This is a genomic window from Corynebacterium sp. HMSC22B11 (assembly GCF_001815965.1).
Taxonomy (GTDB): Bacteria; Actinomycetota; Actinomycetes; order Mycobacteriales; family Mycobacteriaceae; genus Corynebacterium.
On record NZ_KV823470.1, the window covers coordinates 24,896 to 43,859 of the forward strand.

The following is an 18,964-nucleotide window of genomic DNA, read 5'->3' on the forward strand; positions in this document are numbered from 1 at the left end:
AAAACGACCGAGAAGAACACCGCCATGACTGCTAACGCGAGCCAGCGCAGGCTCATCCTGATGCGCCACGGAGAGACGGAGTACAACTCCGCAGGGCGCATGCAGGGCCAGCTGGACACCCCGCTATCGGAGGTTGGCCGGCAGCAAGCCCGCGACGTCGCCGCGGTGGCCCGCGACTGGAACGTCACCAAGGTGGTCGCCTCCGACCTGGAGCGCGCGGTGGAGACGGCGAGTATCGTCGCCGAGGCCTGGGAGCTGGACGTCGAGGTCGACCCCCGGTTCCGGGAAACGCACCTGGGGGACTGGCAGGGCGGGTCCCACACCGAGATCGACGAGCAATACCCCGGCCAGCGGGCGTATTGGCGCCACGATCCGCGCTGGTCACCGCCTCGTGGGGAGACCCGGCTGGATGTGGCTGAACGCACCGCGGCCGGGATCGCGGACCTCATGGCCTCCGATGTCTTCGATGGCACCGTGCTGGTGGTGGCGCATGGTGGGTCGATTGCGGCGCTGACCTCGCGCTTGCTGGATGTCCCGGCGGAGCACTACCCGGTATTCGCCCGGCTCGGCAACGCGCGCTGGGCCGAGCTGGTGGCGCGCCCGCACTTCCCGGTGTCTGGGCAGGGGGACGGGCCGCAGACCGCGCCCGCGGTGGACGGTTCGACCGTCCCTGAGGTGCCGGAGGCCGCGGCCGAGTGGTGGCTGAGCCCGCGCTGGTACCTGGAGGGCTGGAACGTCGGAGTAGAGGTTCCGGGCCAGCAGCTGGACAACCCGGATGAAGGGGGAGCAGCACGGTGACCGTTCATGTGATCACGGATTCCTCCAGCTGCCTGCCCCGCGAGCTCGCCGACGCTGCGGGCGTGACGGTGGTGGACCTCTACACCTCCGGGCAGGGGGCAGAGAAGACCACCGCCGGGCTGGGGGCGCTGGAGCTGACCGCGAATTATGCCCGCCTGCTGGAACGCAGTGGGGACGATGGCGTGGTCGCACTGCATCTATCCAAGGAGCTGTCCTCCACCTGGTCCAACGCGGTGACCGCAGCCGGGGTGTTGGAGGGCAAAGTGCGCGTCGTGGACACGAACACGGCGGGCATGACGCTCGGTTACGCCGCGCTGGAGGCCGCCCGGGTGGCTCGCGCCGGGGGCAGCCTCGACGAGGTGGCCGACGCCGCGGACCGGGTGCTGAGCACCGCGACCCTGTGGCTGTATGTGCACAAGATCGATAGCCTGCGCCGGGGTGGGCGCCTGTCCACCGCGCGCACGCTGCTGACTACCGCTCTGGCGATCAAGCCGATCCTCAAGCTTGCGGACGGGGAGCTGCAGCTGGCGGCGAAGACCCGCACCCAGGCCAAGGCGATGGCGAAGCTGGTGGAGATGGCCAGCGAGGTCGTCGTCGCCGAGGCTGATGCCGCGGCCGAGGAGGGGCGCAAGCCCCGGCGCATGAAGATCGGGATTATGCAGTCGGAGGCGGTGGAGCCCGCCAAGCACCTGAAGCAGATGCTCGAGGAACAGTTGGCTGAGCTCCCAGCGCAGCTGGTGGAACGGGCCCTGAAGCCGGAAAAGTCGAAGAAGTCCGAGAAGGCTGATAAAGCCGACAAGGCGGCGAAGGCTGCGCAGGATGCCGCGGCGGAGACTGCCGCTGGGGGTGCTTCGGCTGAGCCGACGCCGCCGACTCTGCCCGAGGTCGACGTCGAGCTCTACGAGGTCTCCGAAGGAATCGCGGTTCACACGGGTCCGGGTGCGATCGGTATGGCCGTGGTCTGCGACTAACCTGCCCCATCCACAGGTCGGGGTTGTCCACAGGCCCCAGGGTTTTTGGCGTGGGGTTACCTTCTGCTTCGGTGGGACTGCCCGGCAACCGTGATTCGCTGGGCGGCATGGGAGGCAGTTTTCAACGCAAGCAGGATCACAGCGCGCTCCAGGAACGGATCGCCGCGCTGACCCAGCCGATGCCGGGGCACGAGACAGCGCTTGTGGACTTCGAGAAGCGCTCCTGGTTGAGTGCTGCGTCGGCGAAAGTGCTGGTGGGGATCGTCGCCGCTGTGGTGATCGCGGTGGGTGGCATCGGATTGCTCACCCGGACAGGTGACGAGGCAGAGGACGTCATCAACCCGGCGGGCAGGAACGTTCATAGCGAAGATGCCGAGAGGGTGCTTTCGGCGGGTGGGGACGGGGCTGGCGGTGCGGCGGCGAAGGACGGTGCTGCCGGTGACGGGGACGCTGGAGCCGACGCCACCAGCCAGGGCGGTGGCTCCGGTGCGGCGGCGGGTGACGGCAAGCAGGACGACGCCGCGGCGGTCGTCGTATCTGTGCAGGGCAAGGTGCGCACCCCGGGGCTGCTGGAGATGACCGGAAAGCAGCGGCTGGGCGATGCCATCAATAAGGCTGGCGGGGCGTTACCCGGCGCGAATCTCAATAACGTGAACTTGGCAGAGAAGGTTTCCGACGGCCTGCAGATCGTTGTGGACCAGCACGGTTCCTATGTGCTGCGGCCAGGAGAGGCCGGGCCGGCTGGTGCTGGTGGCTCGTCGGGCGGTACTGCTGGTGGTACGTCGGCTGGCGGGGCTGGTGGTAGCGAGGCCAGGGGAGGTGCAGCTGGCGGGAAGGTCAACATCAACTCCGCGGATGCCACGCAGCTGGAGACGCTGGACGGGGTGGGGCCTGCGACGGCCAAGGCGATCGTCGAATGGCGGGAGGCCAACGGGCCATTCCGCTCCGTGGAGCAGCTCATGGAGGTCCGCGGCATCGGGCCGGGCAAACTCGCGGCGATGAAGGACGGGGTCAGCTTGTGAGCGTGCGGCAGCACCCGGGTGAGCAGACCCAACCCGTGGACTCGGTGGCGGGCCGCAGGCCCCCGGAGGCGGCTCGAGATCCGCGCTCACCCGATGCGCAGCGCGCCCGCCGTGGACCGGACCTCAGGCTGCTGCTTCCCGCCGCGGCCGCGTGGGCCGCAACGGCAATGACGATCCTGCTGCGGGGCCCGTGGGTGGCAGTCGCTGCGGTGGGCCTTGCGGTCGTTGCGGCCGCGGTGCTGGTCTCATCACGGGTGCGCAGCTACCTGCGCTGGCGTGGGGCGCTTCAAACGGTCGGGTGGAACCTTGTGGTCGCGGCGGCGATCGCCAGCCTGGCCGCAGCGGGCACAGCCCTGCAGGTTCACCGGGTGGACAGTCACCCGATCATGCGCGAACTCAGCTCCAGCGAATCGACAGGCCAGCAAGGTGAGAAAAACGAGGAGGGGGCGCGGGGCCACTACCGGGGAGAGGTCACCATCGCCGGTGGGGCACGGGTGCTCAACGGTGGCAGCCTGAAGATCCCGGTACGGATCACTGGGCTGGGCGAGCTGCCGCTGTTTGTGAACGACCGCCACCGCAGCCCGGAGCTGCTTTCTGCTCAGCCCGGCACCACCCTCGAACTCGCGGCGACCGTGCGGGCCGATGAGCGCCCTGGGCTGGTGCCCGCCAGGCTCTCCGCGACCAGGCAGCCCAGCATCACGGCAGAGCCACGGGGCGTTATGGGGATCTCCGCACGGCTGCGCCGGAACATCAACGAGCTGGCCAGCACCGGGCCGATGGCTGCGTTGGCCAACCAGGCCTGGTTTTCCGGTGCGGAGGCGCTGATCCCGGGCATGCTCATCGGGGATATCTCACAGATGCCCCAGGACATTCGGCAGCACTACATCGTCAGCGGGCTTTCCCACCTGACCGCCGTCTCCGGGCTGCATGTCGCCGTGCTCATCAGCGCGGTAACCATCGCCGCCACCGCGTGCGGGGTGTCCCGGCGGGGTAGGTGGATCATCGTGATGGGTACCCTCGTGGCTTTCACGATGGTGGTGGGGCCGCTGCCGAGCATCCTGCGCGCCGGGTTTATGGGGCTCGTCGGGGCGGTGGCGGTGTTGAGCTCCCGGTGGAGCGACTCGCTGGCAGCCCTTGGTGGGGCGGTTCTGGCCCTGGTGCTGATCCGGCCTGGCATGGCAGTGGAGTACGGCCTGCTGCTCTCGGTGCTGGCGACCGTGGCGATCGTGACCGCCGGCCCCCGGATTGGCCGCTGGCTCATCCTGGTCTGGGGCCGGTTCACCCAGCGCCGCTGGGCTCGCGAGCCACGGGTGGTCGAAGGGATGCTCCTGCGCGCTCTCGCGGTCTCCTTCGTCGCCGATGTGGCGACCCAGCCGGCGATCGTCATGATGACGGGCATCGTCTCGCCCGCGGCCGTGCCCGCCAACCTCGCGGTGGGATGGGCGGTCGCCCCGCTGATGGTGCTGGCGCTTGTTGCCTGCCTCGTCGGCAGCGCTGCCTTGCTCGTCGGTATGCCTGCGGGCCTCGCCGCCTGGCTTCTCGTTCCTGCAGCCCCCGCGGCATGGTGGATCCACACCGTGGCCGAGCGTTGCTCCCGCACCTGGGTGCTGCACACCCCTGGCGGTCCCTGGTGGGCGCTGGCCTGGGCAGCGATGCTCGGGGCGATGATCCTGGCAGCAATGGGGGTGCTGTGGTGGCAGACCATCCCCGCGCTCATCGCCTGCGCGATGCTCCTCGTACGCATCGGCACCTGGCAGCTTGGGCCCTACGAGGCAGCGGCACCCGCGCCGGGCTGGGGCAGCGACCTCGGTGCTGAGCCACACTGGGCCGTCGCGGTCTGCGGTGCGGGAGACGGGACAAGCGGTTGGCGCCTTCGCTATCCCACCGGCACGCGCCAGCCCTGCCAGACGCCGCGGGGGAAGCTCACACTGCAAGCGGGCGGCGTCGTCGACAAGGAAGGGGAACAGGCAGATGCCGGAGAGCCGACGGTGGTGACGGTGAACAGCGACGCGCAGGCCTTAAGCGTCCGGGAGGCAGCGCTGATCGTCGTGCTGGACTGCGAAGGACCCGCTGAGAACAAGGGGAGGCGCAGTCACGGGCGGCCGAGCCAGAGCCCCGGTGGGGTTCCCGTGCACTATCCCTGCGCCGATGGGGCGGGGCTGCTCACGCCGAAGGGGCTAGTTGTTTCCGGTGGCCCGCGATGATCTGGCATGATTTTGGGCATGGCACGTGGCGAACAGGCGAGCAAGAAACCCCCGGCGATCTCCGCGGTCAACATGATCGTGGGAGCGGAGGAATTCCTCGCCGAGCGGCAACGCTTCGCCATCGTCCACGCGGCTCGCAAGAAAGCGGGCAATCCAGACCTACCCGTGGAGCTGCACAAGGCCACCAACCTGAGCGAGCCGCAGCTCATCGAGCTGCTGAGCCCCTCGCTGTTCGCAGAGGACCGGATCGTGGTGATCTCCGGGGTCGCGGACTGCGGGAAGGAGACGGTGGCGCTGCTGAAGTCCGCCATCGAAACCCCGGCTGCTGGCGTGGTGCTGATCCTGCTGCACAGCGGGAAGGGCCGCAATAAGCGGCTGGTCAACGAGTGGCAGAAGCTCGGGGTACGGATCTTCCCAGCGGAGCCACTCCGGCCCCGGGAGCGGCGATCCTTCGTGGAGCAGGAGTTCCGCTCCTATGGGGTGAGCGTAGGAGCGGAGGTCGTGGACCGCATGCTCGACTCGGTGGGCTCCGATCTGCGCGAGCTGGCGAGTGCGGTGAGCCAGCTGGTCGCCGACACCGATGCGAACGTCACCCCGGATGCTGTGCAGCGCTACTACCAGGGGCAGGCGGAGGTCACCGGCTTCGATATCGCGGACCTGGTGCTGGCCGGCCGCCAGGGGGAGGCCGTGGCCGCGGCGCGCCGGGCGATCCAGCTGGGCGTGCCACTGGTTCTCATCGCCTCGGCGCTGTCCACCGCGATGCGAGACGTAGCGCGCGTGGCCGGTGCCGGACGGATCGACCCACGCAGGGACGCGTCGGCCTTCGGGATGGCGCCCTGGAAGCTGGAGAAGACGCTGCGGGTGGCCAGGCAGTGGCCCCCGGCGGCGGTGTCCCGGGGCGTGCAGCTGGTCGCGCAGCTGGATGCCGGGGTGAAGGGGCAGCTGCCCGCCCCGGAGTATGCGGTGGAGGACACGGTGCGACAGCTCGCGGGGCTCATCGCCCGCCGTTAGTGCCCTGGGCCTAGCCCCCGCCCAACCCCACCCCGCGACCCATGGTGTGTCGCTCGCTCCCCCGGGGAGCGAGCAGCCCGCGACGCGGGGAAACTAGACGCCGAAGCCGGCCCAGACCCCGGAGTGGATCGCCTGGTCGTAGCGGGATCCGAAGTCGTAATCGCGGGTCGCCTCCCAGCGGGTATCCCCCAGGTGCGCGCCGATCAGCGCGCCCGTCAGCGCGGCGCGGGAGTTGCGGTTGCCCTCCCAGCTCACGGCGACGTGCAGGAAGTCCTGCGGGGCGTAGCGCTCGGCGTTGTCCAGGTAAAGCTGCGCCAGGAGCAGCGCGGAGGCCGTCGCGGAGCCCGCGCCCCAGCCGCGCCCCAGGATCTTCAGGAACTTGTGGGCATCGCGGTAGAGCTCCTCGAAGTCGCCGTTGGCCAGCATGGGGCTGATCACCTTGCGTACCTCGATCACGCGGTTGACCAGCTCGATGAGCGGCACATCCGGGCCCGGCAGGTCCGTGATGAGCGCGTTCTCCAGGTCCTCGATGATGTCCGACTTCTCCTGGTCGGTGAGGATCGTGTCCTCATCGAAATGCCGGTCGCCCGCCAGCCCGGAGGCCACGTCGAGCAGATCCGAACCCGGGTCCGCGAGCAGCGCACAGGCCACGACCGCTGCCGCCGCACGTGCCGGGCAGGAGTCGTGGGTCAGCGTGGTCTGCAGCACGCTCCAACCCACGCCGGTGCCGCCCTGGCCGAGGAACGCGGAGGCCGAGGAACGCAGCACCGCGCCCGAACCAGGGGAGTGGGTGGATACCTTGTCCCACTCCTTGGGGCCGTGTTCCAGCAGACGGTCCAGGGACTCGGTGTTCGACGCGCCCGGGTAGCGCTGGTAGTCCGGGTCCCGGCGGTACGCGATGAACTGGCTGGCGATGGTCTCCATGCCCTCGTCGCGGTCCATGTCGCCCTCGTCGATCGCCCGCATCGCGGCGGTCAGCGCCAGCGTCATCTGCGTGTCGTCGCTGATCTTCAGCTGATCCGGCAGCGGGGTGCTGTCCGACTGGGGCTCGGCGTTATAAGGAAAGCCCCATGCGTCCCCCAACGCGGTGCCGAACAGTGCCGAACGGAAGCGTTCCTTCATAGAACTTGTGGCTCCTTGGATTCTCAAAAAGAGGAGTGCGAAATTGCGGTTTCGCAGGAAAGCAAAAAGGGACCGGAGAACCGATCCCTTCGTACTCTAGTGGAACCCCGCGGCGGAGAAACCCCCGCGCTGCGCGGTCCCCCTGAAACGGCGTACTTTACTTCATGCCGTTCAGGTGTGCGGCCATGCGGGACTTCTTGTTCGCCGCGTTGTTGCGGTGCAGAACGCCCTTGGTGACGGCCTTGTCGTACAGACGAGCAGCAACGCGCATCTGCTTCTCGGCTGCATCCTTGTCGCCGGCCTCCACGAGTGCGTGGAACTTGCGGGACTCGGTGCGCAGACGGGAGCGGACTGCCTTGTTGCGCTGACGTGCGATCTCGTTGGTGAGAACGCGCTTCTTAGTCTGCTTGATGTTTGCCATGTGCTGGCTACCTCTTCCTTAAAAATCAGTGTTCGTGAAAACCATGGTGGCCGAGTGTGTCCAACGACGTTCTCTCACACGATGCCCAAGGTCCTGCGCCGTGCGGCCGGTGGCCCGAATCCGCCATGGGGAACTCGAGGGATTTTAGCAGCTGGTTGGCGTAGAACCTAACCGGCCTAGTGCCAGCCGTAGTCCTCGCGGAGCCGCTGGGCAATGCGGTCGTAACGCCGTTCCGGCATGTGCAGCCCGCGCCGCAGGATCTGTGACTCCGGAATCTCGAGGATCTTGTCGAGGCGCACCCAGCTTTCGCTGCGGTTCATGTCCCACGCGCCCGGCCCGATCGCGGTCCAGTTGTCGTGGTTGCGGTGCTCTTCGTTCGACGAGATCAGCAGGGTCAGCAACGTGTGGTGGTTGCGTCCGACGATGAGGACGGCGCGTCGTTGGATCTCGGCCCCACGGTTGGGGCGGATGTCTGCCCACACCACCTCACCGGGGTCCGCCTGACCGTCCATGTCCGGCGCATAGATCGTGGCGCGCGCATGCACGTGCGTGGGTGTCTTCACGGTGGGCTCGGGCGGCACGTAGCGCACGCTCGCGGATTCCGTGAGCCCCAGCTCGGAGTTCAATAGCTCGAGCCCTTCGGCCAGATTTCCGTAGTGCCGGAAGTGCCGGTTGAGCAGCCGGGTGATCCGGCCGGGCCGGTCCTGCTGCTTCGGTTGCGGTGGCGTCCTGTCGAAAAGGGGCATAGCGCTGATCTTATCGCGCCCGGTAGGCGGGGCGTGCGGAACGAGGCGCGACGATAGTGCACAATCCGCGGAACATAGTAGGGTTTGGATAGCGATTTACCCCCGCACGGTGCTGGGGAGAAGTGGCTTGAAGGAGAGTCGAGGAGTACGGCATGAGCGCCAAGCAGAAGAACTACGCCATCGAGACGTTTACGGAGCCCGAGCGGATCCGAAACTTCTGCATCATCGCGCACATCGACCACGGGAAGTCGACGCTGGCGGACCGCATCCTCGACCTCTCCGGCGTCATCGAGCACCGCGATATGCGCGACCGCTACCTGGACAATATGGAGCTGGAGCGGGAGCGCGGCATCACCATTAAGGCGCAGAACGTGCGCATCCCGTGGGTGCCGAAGTCCGGTGAGCACGAGGGCGAGCAGCTGGTCCTCCAGCTCATCGATACCCCGGGCCACGTGGACTTCACTTACGAGGTCTCCCGCGCCCTCGAGGCCTGTGAGGGCGCGATCCTGTTGGTCGATGCGGCCCAGGGTATTGAGGCCCAGACCCTGGCGAACCTCTACCTCGCGATGGATAAGGACTTGGAGATCATCCCGGTCCTGAACAAGATCGACCTCCCGGCGGCCGACCCGGAGAAGTACTCCCAGGAGCTGGCGAACATCATCGGCTGCGAGCCGGAGGAGGTCCTGCGCGTCTCGGGCAAGACGGGCGAGGGCGTGCCGGAGCTGCTGGACCGGGTCTGCGAGCTCGTCCCGCACCCGGTGGGCGACCCGGATGCGCCGGCACGCGCGCTGATCTTCGACTCGGTCTACGACACCTACCGCGGCGTGGTGACCTACGTCCGCATGATGGACGGTCGCCTGAACGACCGCGAGAAGAACAAGATGATGTCCACCGGCACGGAGCACGACACCCTCGAGATCGGCGTCGTCTCCCCGGGACCGACGAAGACCAAGGGCCTCAGCGTGGGCGAGGTGGGCTATCTCATCACCGGTGTGAAGGACGTCCGCCAGTCCAAGGTCGGCGATACCGTCACCCTCGCGCACAACGGCGCGACCGAGCCGCTGCAGGGCTACGCGGAGCCGAAGCCGATGGTTTACTCGGGTCTGTTCCCGATCTCCGCCGACCAGTACCCGGAGCTGCGCGAGGCCATCGAGAAGCTGCAGCTGAACGACGCCTCCCTGAGCTTCGAGCCGGAGACTTCCGTCGCCCTGGGCTTCGGTTTCCGCTGCGGCTTCCTGGGTCTGCTGCACATGGAGATCACCCGCACCCGCCTGGAGCGGGAGTTCGGCCTGGATCTGATCTCCACCGCCCCGTCCGTGGTCTACCGCGTGATCCAGGAGGACGGCACCGAGACCTTCGTGCGCAACCCGTCCGACTGGCCGGGCGGCAAGATGCAGGCGGTCTACGAGCCGATGGTGGATATGACGATCATCGTGCCGGAGACCTTCCTGGGCGGGACCATGGAGCTGTGCCAGTCCAAGCGCGGCCAGATGAAGAACATGGACTTCCTCTCGCAGGACCGCGTGGAGCTGCGCTACCGCATCCCGCTGGGCGAGATCATCTTCGACTTCTTCGATTCCCTGAAGTCCCGCACCAAGGGCTATGCCTCCCTGAACTACGAGGAGGCCGGCGAGGAGCAGGCGGACCTGGTGAAGGTGGATATCCTGCTGCAGGGTGAGCCGGTGGATGCGTTCAGCGCGATCGTGCACCGCGAGAATGCTCACTACTACGGCAACAAGATGGCCGTGAAGCTCAAGGATCTGATTCCGCGCCAGCAGTTCGAGGTGCCGATTCAGGCCGCCATCGGCTCGAAGATCATCGCGCGTGAGAACATCCGCGCGCTTCGCAAGGACGTCCTCGCGAAGTGCTACGGCGGTGACATCTCGCGTAAGCGCAAGCTGCTGGAGAAGCAGAAGGAAGGTAAGAAGCGCATGAAGAACATCGGTACCGTCTCGGTGCCGCAGGAGGCCTTCGTCGCCGCCCTGTCCACCGGGGGTGAGGACTAACTTCCTTCCTTTATGACGACGACCCGGCCGCCAAATTTGGCGTCGCCGGGTCGTTGTGTATTTCAGCTGCTCTGGGTTGTGCGCATGAACCCGTGGGCTCACGCGCCGGGAGGGCAAGCGGGCTTTGTGATCCTTAGCTGCCGAATCCTGCTGTGCAGAGGCGTTGGCGGCACTGCCTGAGTCGGCGGCATCGTTGGAATCTTCAGATCCGCAGGCGCTTAATCCCATCGCGGCGACGGTGAGTAGGACTAGGGCAGGCATGCGCTTCATGAAAATGCCCTTAAGCAAAGCAAAGATTCGTATTAATGGAGAAGCCTAGCGCTTCCGCTAGTCATTCACAGTGAGAACAACCTTTCCCAGCGCGTGGCCCGACTCGACCTCCTGGTAGCCCTCGGCGGCGGCGCTGAAAGGTAGCTCTCTGCCGATCACCGGGCGCATCGCGCCGTCCGCGACCAAGCGGGCGAGCTCCGCGAAACGCTCTTGGGTGCGGATTCGAGTGATGCCACTGCCACCCAGGCGGGCGGCCAGCTGCTTGTCTGCGGCGCTGCGGATCGCGCCCTCTGGTGCAAGGTGCGCCAGCCCCTCCAAGACCTCGCCGCCGACTAGATCCAGGATGCCGTCCACTGGTGGAACGGTGACGTGGGAACCGGTCTTGCCTAGCTCCGCGGTGTCCATAAACCGCGCCCCCAGGCGCTCTACCAGCGCCTTCTTGCGAGCACTGGCAATGCCGATGACCTCAATGTCGAAATGCCGCGCTAACTGCAGGGCATGCGTGCCCACACCGCCACCTGCGCCGATCACCAGCAGACGGGCGCCCTCATCCGGCCAAGTCTCCAGGTCGTGCAGTTCTGCCAAAGCGTCGTAGGCGGTCCCGGCAGCCGCGGGGAGGCAGGTGGCATCCGTGGCCTCTACACCGCTGGGGATAGCTGCGGTCGAGGTGGCGTCCAAAAGAACAAGAGCATCGCTCGCAGCACCAGTGCCGGAGAAAGCCGAGCCGAAGACGCGATCACCTGGTGAGAAACCGGTAGAAGGGTCGGCCTGCACGACGGTGCCGGCGGCCTCGCGGCCCATGGCCATGGGGAAAGAGACCGGGAAGGAACCCTGGCGCTGGCCATTCCGCACTTTAATGTCGCCGGGGTTCAAGCTGATCGCCGTGGGGCGGATCAGCACGCTGCCGGGCTGCCAGGTGAGGTCGGCGACGTCAAGGAAGCGGGTGACATCGGGGCCGCCGAAGGATTCAAAGCCGAAGATGCGCATGAACCCCATGGTAGGGGTCCGCTAGTTCTTGGCGAAGCGGCGCATGGGGAAAGCGAACAGAGCCCCGGAGATGTTGTGCCAGACCGCGGCGATCGCGCCCGGGATAGCAGCCTCGGGGCTCCAGTACTTGCCCGACATCGCGGAGGACAGGCCTGCGGACTGGGTGGCGACCTCGATGGAGGTGGTGCGGGCGACGGCCTGTGGGTAACCGAAGACCTTGGCTGCCAGGAAGCCCAGGCCGTAGCCGATGGCGTTGTGCAGGATCACCGCGATGAGGGTGAGCAGGCCGACCTGGGCGAGGGTGTCGGAGGACTTCGCGACAGCGGGGAAGACCACTCCACCGATGGCGATGATGGACAGCCACGGCAGGATCGGCAGCAGCGCGGTGACGAAGCGGTCGAAGATCACGCGGATGACCAGGCCGCCGACGACGGGCAGCAGCACCGTCTGGACCAGGGACCAGGCCATGTTCGCGCCGTCGACCGGGGTCTCCTCACCGGCGAGCAGCAGCATGATGATCGGGGTGGCGATGGGGGACAGGATCGTCGACACGGAAGTCATGGCGACGGAGAGGGCGACGTCGCCCTTCGCGAGGTAGGCGACCACGTTGGAGGTGGTGCCGCCGGGGACGGAGCCCAGCATCAGCAGGCCGATGGCGAGCATCGGGTTGAGCCCCAGCAGCTTGGCGACCGCGACCGCGCCCAGCGGCATGATGATGAACTGGGCGACGACGCCGATGAAGATCGGCCAGGGGCGGCGCAGGATCTCCTTGAAGTCCGGCAGGGTCAGCGTGAGCCCCATGCACAGCATGATGATGGCGATCATCGTGGAGACGTGCGGGGCCAGCGGGGTGAAGGTGCCCGGGGAGAAGAAGGCCAGGGCAGAGCCAGCCAAGATGAACGCCGGGAAAGCGAAGACGGCGATACGTGCCGAGCGCTCTTCGGCGTCCACGGTGGTGGTGTTCGTGGGGTTGTCGTGCTGTGTCATAAACCCACTATATGGGATTAAGTTCCCAAAGTGTGAAACGGGGCGGTTTTGTGCTGAGTATGGCTAAGCTGGAGCGAAAGTGTTCAACAGAGCGCGGCCGTCAGCCCGGCGGGCGCAGCGCGCGTGAGGATTAAGGGAGGTGTGCGCGATGTTGACCGGCGGAGAAGGATCCACGACCTGGTTCACGAGCGATCTGCATCTTGGGCACCCCTTGGTGTCCGGCATTAGGGGTTTCGGCGAGGACGAGGCCGGGGTCGCCCGGCACGACGCCACGCTGCTAGGCAACCTTCGCGAAGCCCTGCAAGAGGGGGATCACCTGTGGATCCTCGGAGATATCTCCAGCGGCTGGGAACCGCAAGAAGAGGCAGCACTCGACAAGATCCAGGCGGCACTGAAGGCGGATGACATGCCGCGGGTCTACCTCCACCTGGTGAGCGGAAACCACGACTCGACCCATCCGCTGCACACGCACGCCTACTTGCGCCAGCCCCGCTTCCTGGAGGTCTTCGACTCCGTGCAGTCGATGCAAAACCTCCTCTGGGAGGGGCACACGGTGTGGCTCAACCACTTCCCGCGCCCCGGCCAGGACCATATCCCGGGTGGTTCCCGCCACGACGAGCTGCGCCTGGATGTGCCCTGGATGCTGCACGGCCACCTTCACTCGCCGACCCCCATCACCGGGGTCGGCCAGGTCGACGTCGGCGTCGATCCTTGGGGGTTCAAGCCGGTGGTCAAGGAGGAGCTCATGGAAACCCTCATGGCCTCCGGGAGGGCCTAAGTGCCGAGATTTCCAATCCCTGTGCTGAACAAAATTGGCTGGGCTGCGTTGCTCTGAGAGGGCTCTAAGGTAGGGTTAATCCGAAAACCTCGTGCCCTCAGCTGCATTTCTCCTGCTTCGGGCACCCCTGGACGTTGAAAGGTGGGAAGACAGTGAAGTTCAATATCCGCACTGCCGCGACACCGGCACGCTCGCTCGCTGCCGTACTCCTCGGTGCGGGCCTTGCTGTCTCCGCCGTCGCTGGACCGGTTGGCGCAACGAACGCGGCGAAGCAGGAAGCGCTCGCCGCGTGGCCCGCGACGTCCGAAGACCTGGGCAAGTACATCACCAACGTGCCCGCCGAGACCACGATGGCCGTCGTCACCCCGAAGGGGATCGCGAAGACCGGCAACGCCGACGAACCGCGCCCCGGGCTGTCCGTGATGAAGATGTATATCGCGGACTACGTCCTGAAGTCCGGGGATAAGTCCGGCCGCGATTGGTACCTCACCCAGAAGATGCTGCGCATCTCCGACGACGACGCCGCCAACCAGCTCTATAAGAAGTACCCGGAGGCGATCACCAAGACCGCCCAGCGCTATGGCCTGTGGAGCACCGTGGCGGGGGATAAGTGGGGCACCTCGCTGACGAGCGCGACGGATGCCGCGGTCTTCCTCGATAACCTGCGCAAGCACACCCCCAACTCCCCGGTCCTGTTCTGGATGGGCACGGCGGCCCCCGTGGCCAGCGACGGCACCCGCCAGAACTGGGGCACCGCGCAGCTACCGGGCGCCGAAGGCACCAAGTGGGGCTGGTCCGATTACGGCCAGACCGCGGTGAGCTCCGCCAGCTACGGCGCGAATTACACCGCCGCTGCCTTCACCTGGGGTGGGCCAGCTAAGCAGACGGCGGATGTGAAATCCGCCCGCCCGCACTCCTGGTAGTCGCCTAAATCACCTAGACTGGTTCCCCAAGAAAAGGGTTCTTCCCTTGAAGGAGGAAACAGACCGTGAGCAACAATCGCGACAACGGCACCGGCCGTCCGAACTGGAACTATGAGGACGACGAGGCAGAGACCTCAATCTTCCCCCGCGCCGAAAGTAACGACACCAACGGCGCAACCGGCGGGGACTCTGGCGGGGCCGAAGACGAGACGCGCATCATTCACCCGGGGCAGGGTCCGGCTCACAGGGCCGATGACGCTGTCGCCGATCAATTCGACACCCAATACCTGCCGGACGGGGTCGCCGGCAGCGCAGGTTACGGGGCCGAGCAGTATCCGCCGCATGGGGCGGCTGGTCAACCGGACTACCAGAACGGGCAGCCTCCCCAGTATCGCCACGGTCAGCCCCAGTACCAGCAGGGGCCACCCCAGTACCAGCAGGGCCCACCACCGGGCTACGGTGCCGGCTACCCCGGACCGCAAGGGCCAGGCCCACAGCAGGGCTATCAGCAGCCGCCGAATGGCTACCCGCCGCGCCAGCCACAGCAGCACGGCAACCCCCAGTTCAGCGGCGGAGCCCAAGGGCAGAATGGCCAGGGCAAGCGGCGCACCCCAGTGGGGCCCATCCTGGGAATCCTGCTGGTCATCGCCCTGCTGATCGGCGGGTTCATGTGGTGGAATAACCGCTCCGACGAGTCGGCGGACGACAAGACCTCGAGCTCGACGACCACAACCACCACCGTCACCACCGAGCCGAGCACCGAAGCGCCGGAGACGCAGGAGCCGAGTCGCGGCCCCAGCCTGGATGATCTGCGCAATCGCCTCGGCGGCCGCGACAACCAGGACTCGGGTACGCAGCAGCCGGGCGGGGATCCTAACCCAGCACCGGAGGGGAATAACCCAGGCAATGGCACTGGCGGCATTCAGCTGCCCGACACAAGCCAGCTCGAACAGGACCTGCGCAATCGCGCCGACGAGCTGATCAACCAGCTGGGCTAACACCCAGCGCCAGCCCGCGGGCTGTTGCTGTGCGCCCGCCGACGCAGGCTTGAGAAGTTGAACCAGGCCTAGGGCGACCTAGAGGGTCGGGGTTTCACCCCGGAGTTCCTTGATCCGCTCCTTCTCGGCGGCGAGCACCTCGCTCATGACCTGCTGGTCAGTGATATCCATGGCCTCCGGATTCTGCTGGGCGGCCACCGAGTCCCGGGCATAGGAATCGAACAGTTCCCGCTTAGTTGCCAGCAGCAGATGCAGTTGCTCCTCCACGGAATCCGGAGTGAGCAGCCGGTGTACCTCCACGGGGTTGATCTGGCCCATGCGGTGGGCGCGTGCGATGGCCTGCGCCTCGACCGCCGGATTGAGCTGCGGCTCGATGAGAACCACGTGGTTCGCCGCCTGGATATTGAGCCCTTCGCTGGCGGCATTGATCTGAGCGACGAGCACCGCGCCAGGCTCAGCTGCCGTGAAATCATCCACTGCCTGCTGGCGTTCCTGGTGGCTCACCCCGCCCGCGATCGGGCCGAATGCCCGGTCGCCGAGGCTACCCATGAGGTGATCGAGCACGCCGCGGAAGTACGTGAACACGATCGTCTTATCGTCGTCCAGACCATCGGTGAGCAGCTCGGCGAAGCGTTCCATCTTCGCCGACCCCGGCCCGCTGAAGCTCTGCCGCATCTGCATGAAGTTGCCCGCTTCGACGGCCTCGTTGTACTTCTCGCGGTCTGACTCCCGCGCCTCGATCCATTCCTCCGTTTCGGTCAGCGGGGGCAGCTCGGCGAGGACGTCGCTCTGGTTGCGGCGCAGGTAGCGGCGCGCGACGACCTTGCGGAACTCACGAGCGCTCCTGCGTGCCTTTTCGAGCTTGGGCTCGAGCTCTGGGTCGAGGTAGCCCAGCAGCGTCTCCATCTCCGACACCCGGTTCTCCAGCGGGGTGCCGGAAAGGTAGGTAACGACGTCCGTCCGTGCGGTGAGTTGCTGCACTCCCTGGGCTTGCTTGGACTTGGGGTTCTTTGCCCGGTGCGCCTCGTCGACGACGAGCGCGCCGAATTTAAGGTCACCGGTCATGATTGTGGAGTCCCCGCGCACCTCGGGGAACCCCACGATGGCGACCCCGCCCCGGTTGCTGAAGGTCTCGTAGGCGGCATCTTTGTAAGGCCCGGCGATGAGGTGGGGTTCAAGATCCGTGAACTTTTTGATCTCTCGTTCCCAGTTGATGCGCAGGCTGGGTGGGCAGATCACCACAAAGTGCTTCTCGCCGCGGGTGGCGAGGTGGGCGAATACCGCGAGGGCTTGCATGGTTTTACCCAGGCCCATTTCATCTCCGATCAGGACCTTGCGCTGGGCAAGCGCATACCTTGCCCCGAAGTCCTGGTAGCCACGCAAGCTCGCGTGCAGCACGCCACGGAGAGTGATCTCCTCGATGGATTTGGCGATGTCCTCCGGCACGGCGGTGGCGGACTTGTCATCGCCGAAGGCGTGAAATTCGGCCGCGCGGATGGCGTAGAGATTCCACGCCTGCTCTGCAGACAGCGGGGTGCCTCTGGCCGGAATCCTCGTCAGCTCCGCCTGCGTGATCAGACGCGGACCATCGGCCGGGCGGGCCAGCGCGTAGTCGCTGACACCTTGCGCGGAGGCGTCGATGCCCTCCGGCAGCGCCAGGAACGGGCCCGCGAGATTCGCCTCGCGTCGCTGCTCGCGGAACTGGAGCAGCTCAGCCAGTGCCCGGACGTAGGCGGTGGAGGGGCCCTTATCCCGGTAGTCGATCACCGCGGGCTGGTCCGCACGCATTTCGGCGGCGTAGCGCTTCGCCGCGGCGATGGCCTGCCGAGCGGTCTGTTCCCCCACGCCGTCGTATCGGGTGAGGTCACTGACGGTGGCGGCCTCGATGTCCAGGAGATTCAGGTGTTGCAGGGGGCCTAAGCGCAGGGACGTCGATGGCGTGAGTTGGTCGAGGATCTGGATGTCGGTCTGCCTTAGCTCCGCGTCCGCGAGCTTGGTCTTCAGGGATCGCTGCTGGCTCTCGACTTCGGCCAACAGTGATTTCTCGGTGGCTTCGACTTCCGCCAGCCGCGCGAGTGCTTGCCGGTGGACATCGATCTCCTCGGGCTGGTGCCAGTGCACCTCCCATCCGGTGAGCTTTTCCAGTTCGGAGGTGATCGCCGGGCGCATTGTCGCGAGATCGATACCCAAGAACTGGCCGCGATCCGTGGAACCCAGGGCAGCATCCACACCGGTTAGCACGGAGTGAACAGTGGCGCTGTCGATGGCAGCGTACATGTGGTACGTGTCGATCTGAGCCTGCGGACGGGAACGGAACAGGCGGCGCAGGCCCCGGTACTCGGCGAGCTTCTTCAGCTCAGGACGCTGCGCTTCAAGCTCGTCGCGGCTCGGGATCGCGCCGACGGTCTGCAGCGAGGAGTTGAGCTCGTTCCAGGGAATGCTCGGGGCTTGGCCTGGTGCGAGGGTTCGCAGGAAGGCGGCCGTGCTGAGATTCTGGCCAAAGCCGAAGAGGCGGGCGGAGTTCTCGGAACAAAGAGTGGGGGCGGGGCCGCCCTCGCGGAGCCGGTTGACCCGCTCGGTGGTGGCCTCCCAGTGGAAACGCACGTCGATGAGCCCGTCAATGAGCGAATCGATGCGTTGGACCGTGACTTCTTGGCCGCCGATATTCACGCCGAACATCCTATCAACGCCCGTGTCGGCAGACCGGGCGAAATGAGGCGAGGGGAGTGGCGACGGAGAGGGGAAAATGACGGCGAAATGTAGCCTGCGTCACTATGCTGGAAAATATAACTATCTACCGACAAAACGGAGGTTTCACATGGTGCAGCGAGTAGGCATCGTCGGAGCAGGACTCATGGGAGCTGGAATCGCAGAGGTTGCTGCGAAGTCTGGCGCGGACGTCCTCGTCTGGGAGCTGAAGCAGGAGGCCGTCGACGCCGGCCAGGCGCGAATCGAGAAGTCCCTGGATAAGGCGGTGGAGCGCGGGAAGCTCTCCGCAGAGGACCGGGACGCCACCCTGTCCCGTCTGAGCTACACCACCAACCTGGAGGACTTCGCGGACCGCGAGATGGTCATGGAGGCCATCGTCGAGAACGAGAAGATCAAGAAGGACGTCTTCGCGCAGCTCGACGAGATCGTCGAAGACAAGACCGCGCCGCTGTGCTCCAACACCTCGTCGCTGCCGATCCAAACCATCGCCTCGGCGACGAAGAACCCGGAGCGCGTGCTCGGCCTGCACTTCTTCAACCCGGTTCCGGTTCTGCCTCTCGTGGAGGTCATCCCGGCGCTGACCACCTCTGAGGAAGCCGTGGAGAAGGCGCAGACCTTCGCGACCGAGAAGATGGGCAAGACCGCCATCCGTGCGAAGGACCGTTCCGGCTTCATCGTGAACTTCCTGCTGGTGCCGTACATGCTCTCCGCGATCCGCATGGTGGAGCAGGGCGTGGCCACCGCAGAAGACATCGACACCGGCATGAAGCTGGGCGCCGCGCACCCGATGGGCCCGCTGACCCTGGCCGACATGGTTGGTCTCGACACTTGTGCCTTCATCGCGGACGTCATGTTCGAGGAGTTCGGCGACCCGACCTACTCCTGCCCGCCGCTGCTGCGCCGCATGGTGCAGGCCGGCCACTTCGGCCGCAAGTCCGGCAAGGGCTTCTACGAGTACTAAAAACTATCTCCGCCGCCCGCGGTTTTTCTGTATCGTGGGAGGGGCAACGG

The 18,964-nt window shown here is 66.4% G+C and carries 16 protein-coding genes; 10 read left to right on the plus strand and 6 right to left on the minus strand.

Going from position 1 to position 18,964, the window contains the following annotated elements:
• The first annotated feature begins 24 nt into the window (after positions 1-24).
• The 5 genes from HMPREF3088_RS00595 to holA are packed head-to-tail and all read left to right on the plus strand — an operon-like array spanning position 25 to position 6,006.
• Entirely contained in the window at positions 25-798 is a 774-nt protein-coding gene (locus HMPREF3088_RS00595; RefSeq protein WP_070757603.1) for a histidine phosphatase family protein, read from the plus strand.
• The gene (locus tag HMPREF3088_RS00600) at positions 795-1,769 is read left to right on the plus strand and encodes a DegV family protein (protein ID WP_070757604.1); all 975 of its coding nucleotides are present in this window, start codon (positions 795-797) and stop codon (positions 1,767-1,769) included. The genes HMPREF3088_RS00595 and HMPREF3088_RS00600 overlap by 4 nt, the downstream gene beginning before the upstream one ends.
• Before the next feature lie 50 nt (positions 1,770-1,819).
• Positions 1,820-2,791, plus strand: coding sequence for a ComEA family DNA-binding protein (locus HMPREF3088_RS00605; RefSeq protein WP_246817962.1), 972 nt, complete (start codon positions 1,820-1,822; stop codon positions 2,789-2,791).
• Complete coding sequence (locus HMPREF3088_RS00610; RefSeq protein WP_070757608.1) at positions 2,788-4,995, plus strand: ComEC/Rec2 family competence protein; 2,208 nt, start codon at positions 2,788-2,790, stop codon at positions 4,993-4,995. The genes HMPREF3088_RS00605 and HMPREF3088_RS00610 overlap by 4 nt, the downstream gene beginning before the upstream one ends.
• A gap of 6 nt (positions 4,996-5,001) precedes the next feature.
• Positions 5,002-6,006: a DNA polymerase III subunit delta gene (gene holA / locus HMPREF3088_RS00615; protein WP_070757610.1), complete on the plus strand. Its 1,005-nt coding sequence runs from the start codon at positions 5,002-5,004 to the stop codon at positions 6,004-6,006.
• A 93-nt stretch (positions 6,007-6,099) separates the two neighbouring features.
• Here holA and HMPREF3088_RS00620 read toward each other — a convergent pair whose 3' ends face one another.
• From HMPREF3088_RS00620 to HMPREF3088_RS00630, 3 genes are all read right to left on the minus strand, one after another.
• Positions 6,100-7,128 (minus strand): ADP-ribosylglycohydrolase family protein, encoded by a 1,029-nt coding sequence (locus HMPREF3088_RS00620; RefSeq protein ID WP_070757612.1) that lies wholly within the window; start codon positions 7,126-7,128, stop codon positions 6,100-6,102.
• 157 nt (positions 7,129-7,285) lie between these two features.
• The gene (rpsT, locus tag HMPREF3088_RS00625; protein ID WP_012360603.1) at positions 7,286-7,549 is read right to left on the minus strand and encodes a 30S ribosomal protein S20; all 264 of its coding nucleotides are present in this window, start codon (positions 7,547-7,549) and stop codon (positions 7,286-7,288) included.
• A gap of 176 nt (positions 7,550-7,725) precedes the next feature.
• Positions 7,726-8,175 (minus strand): type II toxin-antitoxin system PemK/MazF family toxin, encoded by a 450-nt coding sequence (locus HMPREF3088_RS00630; RefSeq protein WP_246817963.1) that lies wholly within the window; start codon positions 8,173-8,175, stop codon positions 7,726-7,728.
• Between the two features lie 272 nt (positions 8,176-8,447).
• Here HMPREF3088_RS00630 and lepA point away from each other — a divergent pair, with 272 nt between their 5' ends.
• The gene (gene lepA, locus HMPREF3088_RS00635) at positions 8,448-10,301 is read left to right on the plus strand and encodes a translation elongation factor 4 (protein ID WP_070757616.1); all 1,854 of its coding nucleotides are present in this window, start codon (positions 8,448-8,450) and stop codon (positions 10,299-10,301) included.
• A 327-nt stretch (positions 10,302-10,628) separates the two neighbouring features.
• Here lepA and HMPREF3088_RS00640 read toward each other — a convergent pair whose 3' ends face one another.
• Positions 10,629-11,558, minus strand: a complete 930-nt coding sequence (locus HMPREF3088_RS00640) for an NADP-dependent oxidoreductase (protein WP_246817964.1) — start codon at positions 11,556-11,558, stop codon at positions 10,629-10,631.
• A 21-nt stretch (positions 11,559-11,579) separates the two neighbouring features.
• Complete coding sequence (locus HMPREF3088_RS00645; RefSeq protein WP_070757620.1) at positions 11,580-12,545, minus strand: bile acid:sodium symporter family protein; 966 nt, start codon at positions 12,543-12,545, stop codon at positions 11,580-11,582.
• 148 nt (positions 12,546-12,693) lie between these two features.
• Between HMPREF3088_RS00645 and HMPREF3088_RS00650 the strand changes: the two genes are divergently transcribed.
• The 3 genes from HMPREF3088_RS00650 to HMPREF3088_RS00660 all read left to right on the plus strand — a co-directional run bounded on the left by HMPREF3088_RS00650 (position 12,694) and on the right by HMPREF3088_RS00660 (position 15,244).
• Positions 12,694-13,323, plus strand: coding sequence for a phosphoprotein phosphatase (locus tag HMPREF3088_RS00650; protein WP_070757621.1), 630 nt, complete (start codon positions 12,694-12,696; stop codon positions 13,321-13,323).
• A 152-nt stretch (positions 13,324-13,475) separates the two neighbouring features.
• Positions 13,476-14,246 (plus strand): serine hydrolase, encoded by a 771-nt coding sequence (locus HMPREF3088_RS00655; RefSeq protein WP_070757623.1) that lies wholly within the window; start codon positions 13,476-13,478, stop codon positions 14,244-14,246.
• Between the two features lie 65 nt (positions 14,247-14,311).
• Positions 14,312-15,244 (plus strand): hypothetical protein, encoded by a 933-nt coding sequence (locus HMPREF3088_RS00660; RefSeq protein ID WP_070757625.1) that lies wholly within the window; start codon positions 14,312-14,314, stop codon positions 15,242-15,244.
• 78 nt (positions 15,245-15,322) lie between these two features.
• Here HMPREF3088_RS00660 and HMPREF3088_RS00665 read toward each other — a convergent pair whose 3' ends face one another.
• Positions 15,323-17,914, minus strand: coding sequence for a DEAD/DEAH box helicase (locus HMPREF3088_RS00665; protein WP_070757808.1), 2,592 nt, complete (start codon positions 17,912-17,914; stop codon positions 15,323-15,325).
• Between the two features lie 148 nt (positions 17,915-18,062).
• On the opposite strand from HMPREF3088_RS00665, the gene HMPREF3088_RS00670 reads away from it, so the two are divergent.
• Positions 18,063-18,914 (plus strand): 3-hydroxybutyryl-CoA dehydrogenase, encoded by an 852-nt coding sequence (locus tag HMPREF3088_RS00670; protein ID WP_070757628.1) that lies wholly within the window; start codon positions 18,063-18,065, stop codon positions 18,912-18,914.
• The last annotated feature ends 50 nt before the right edge of the window (positions 18,915-18,964 follow it).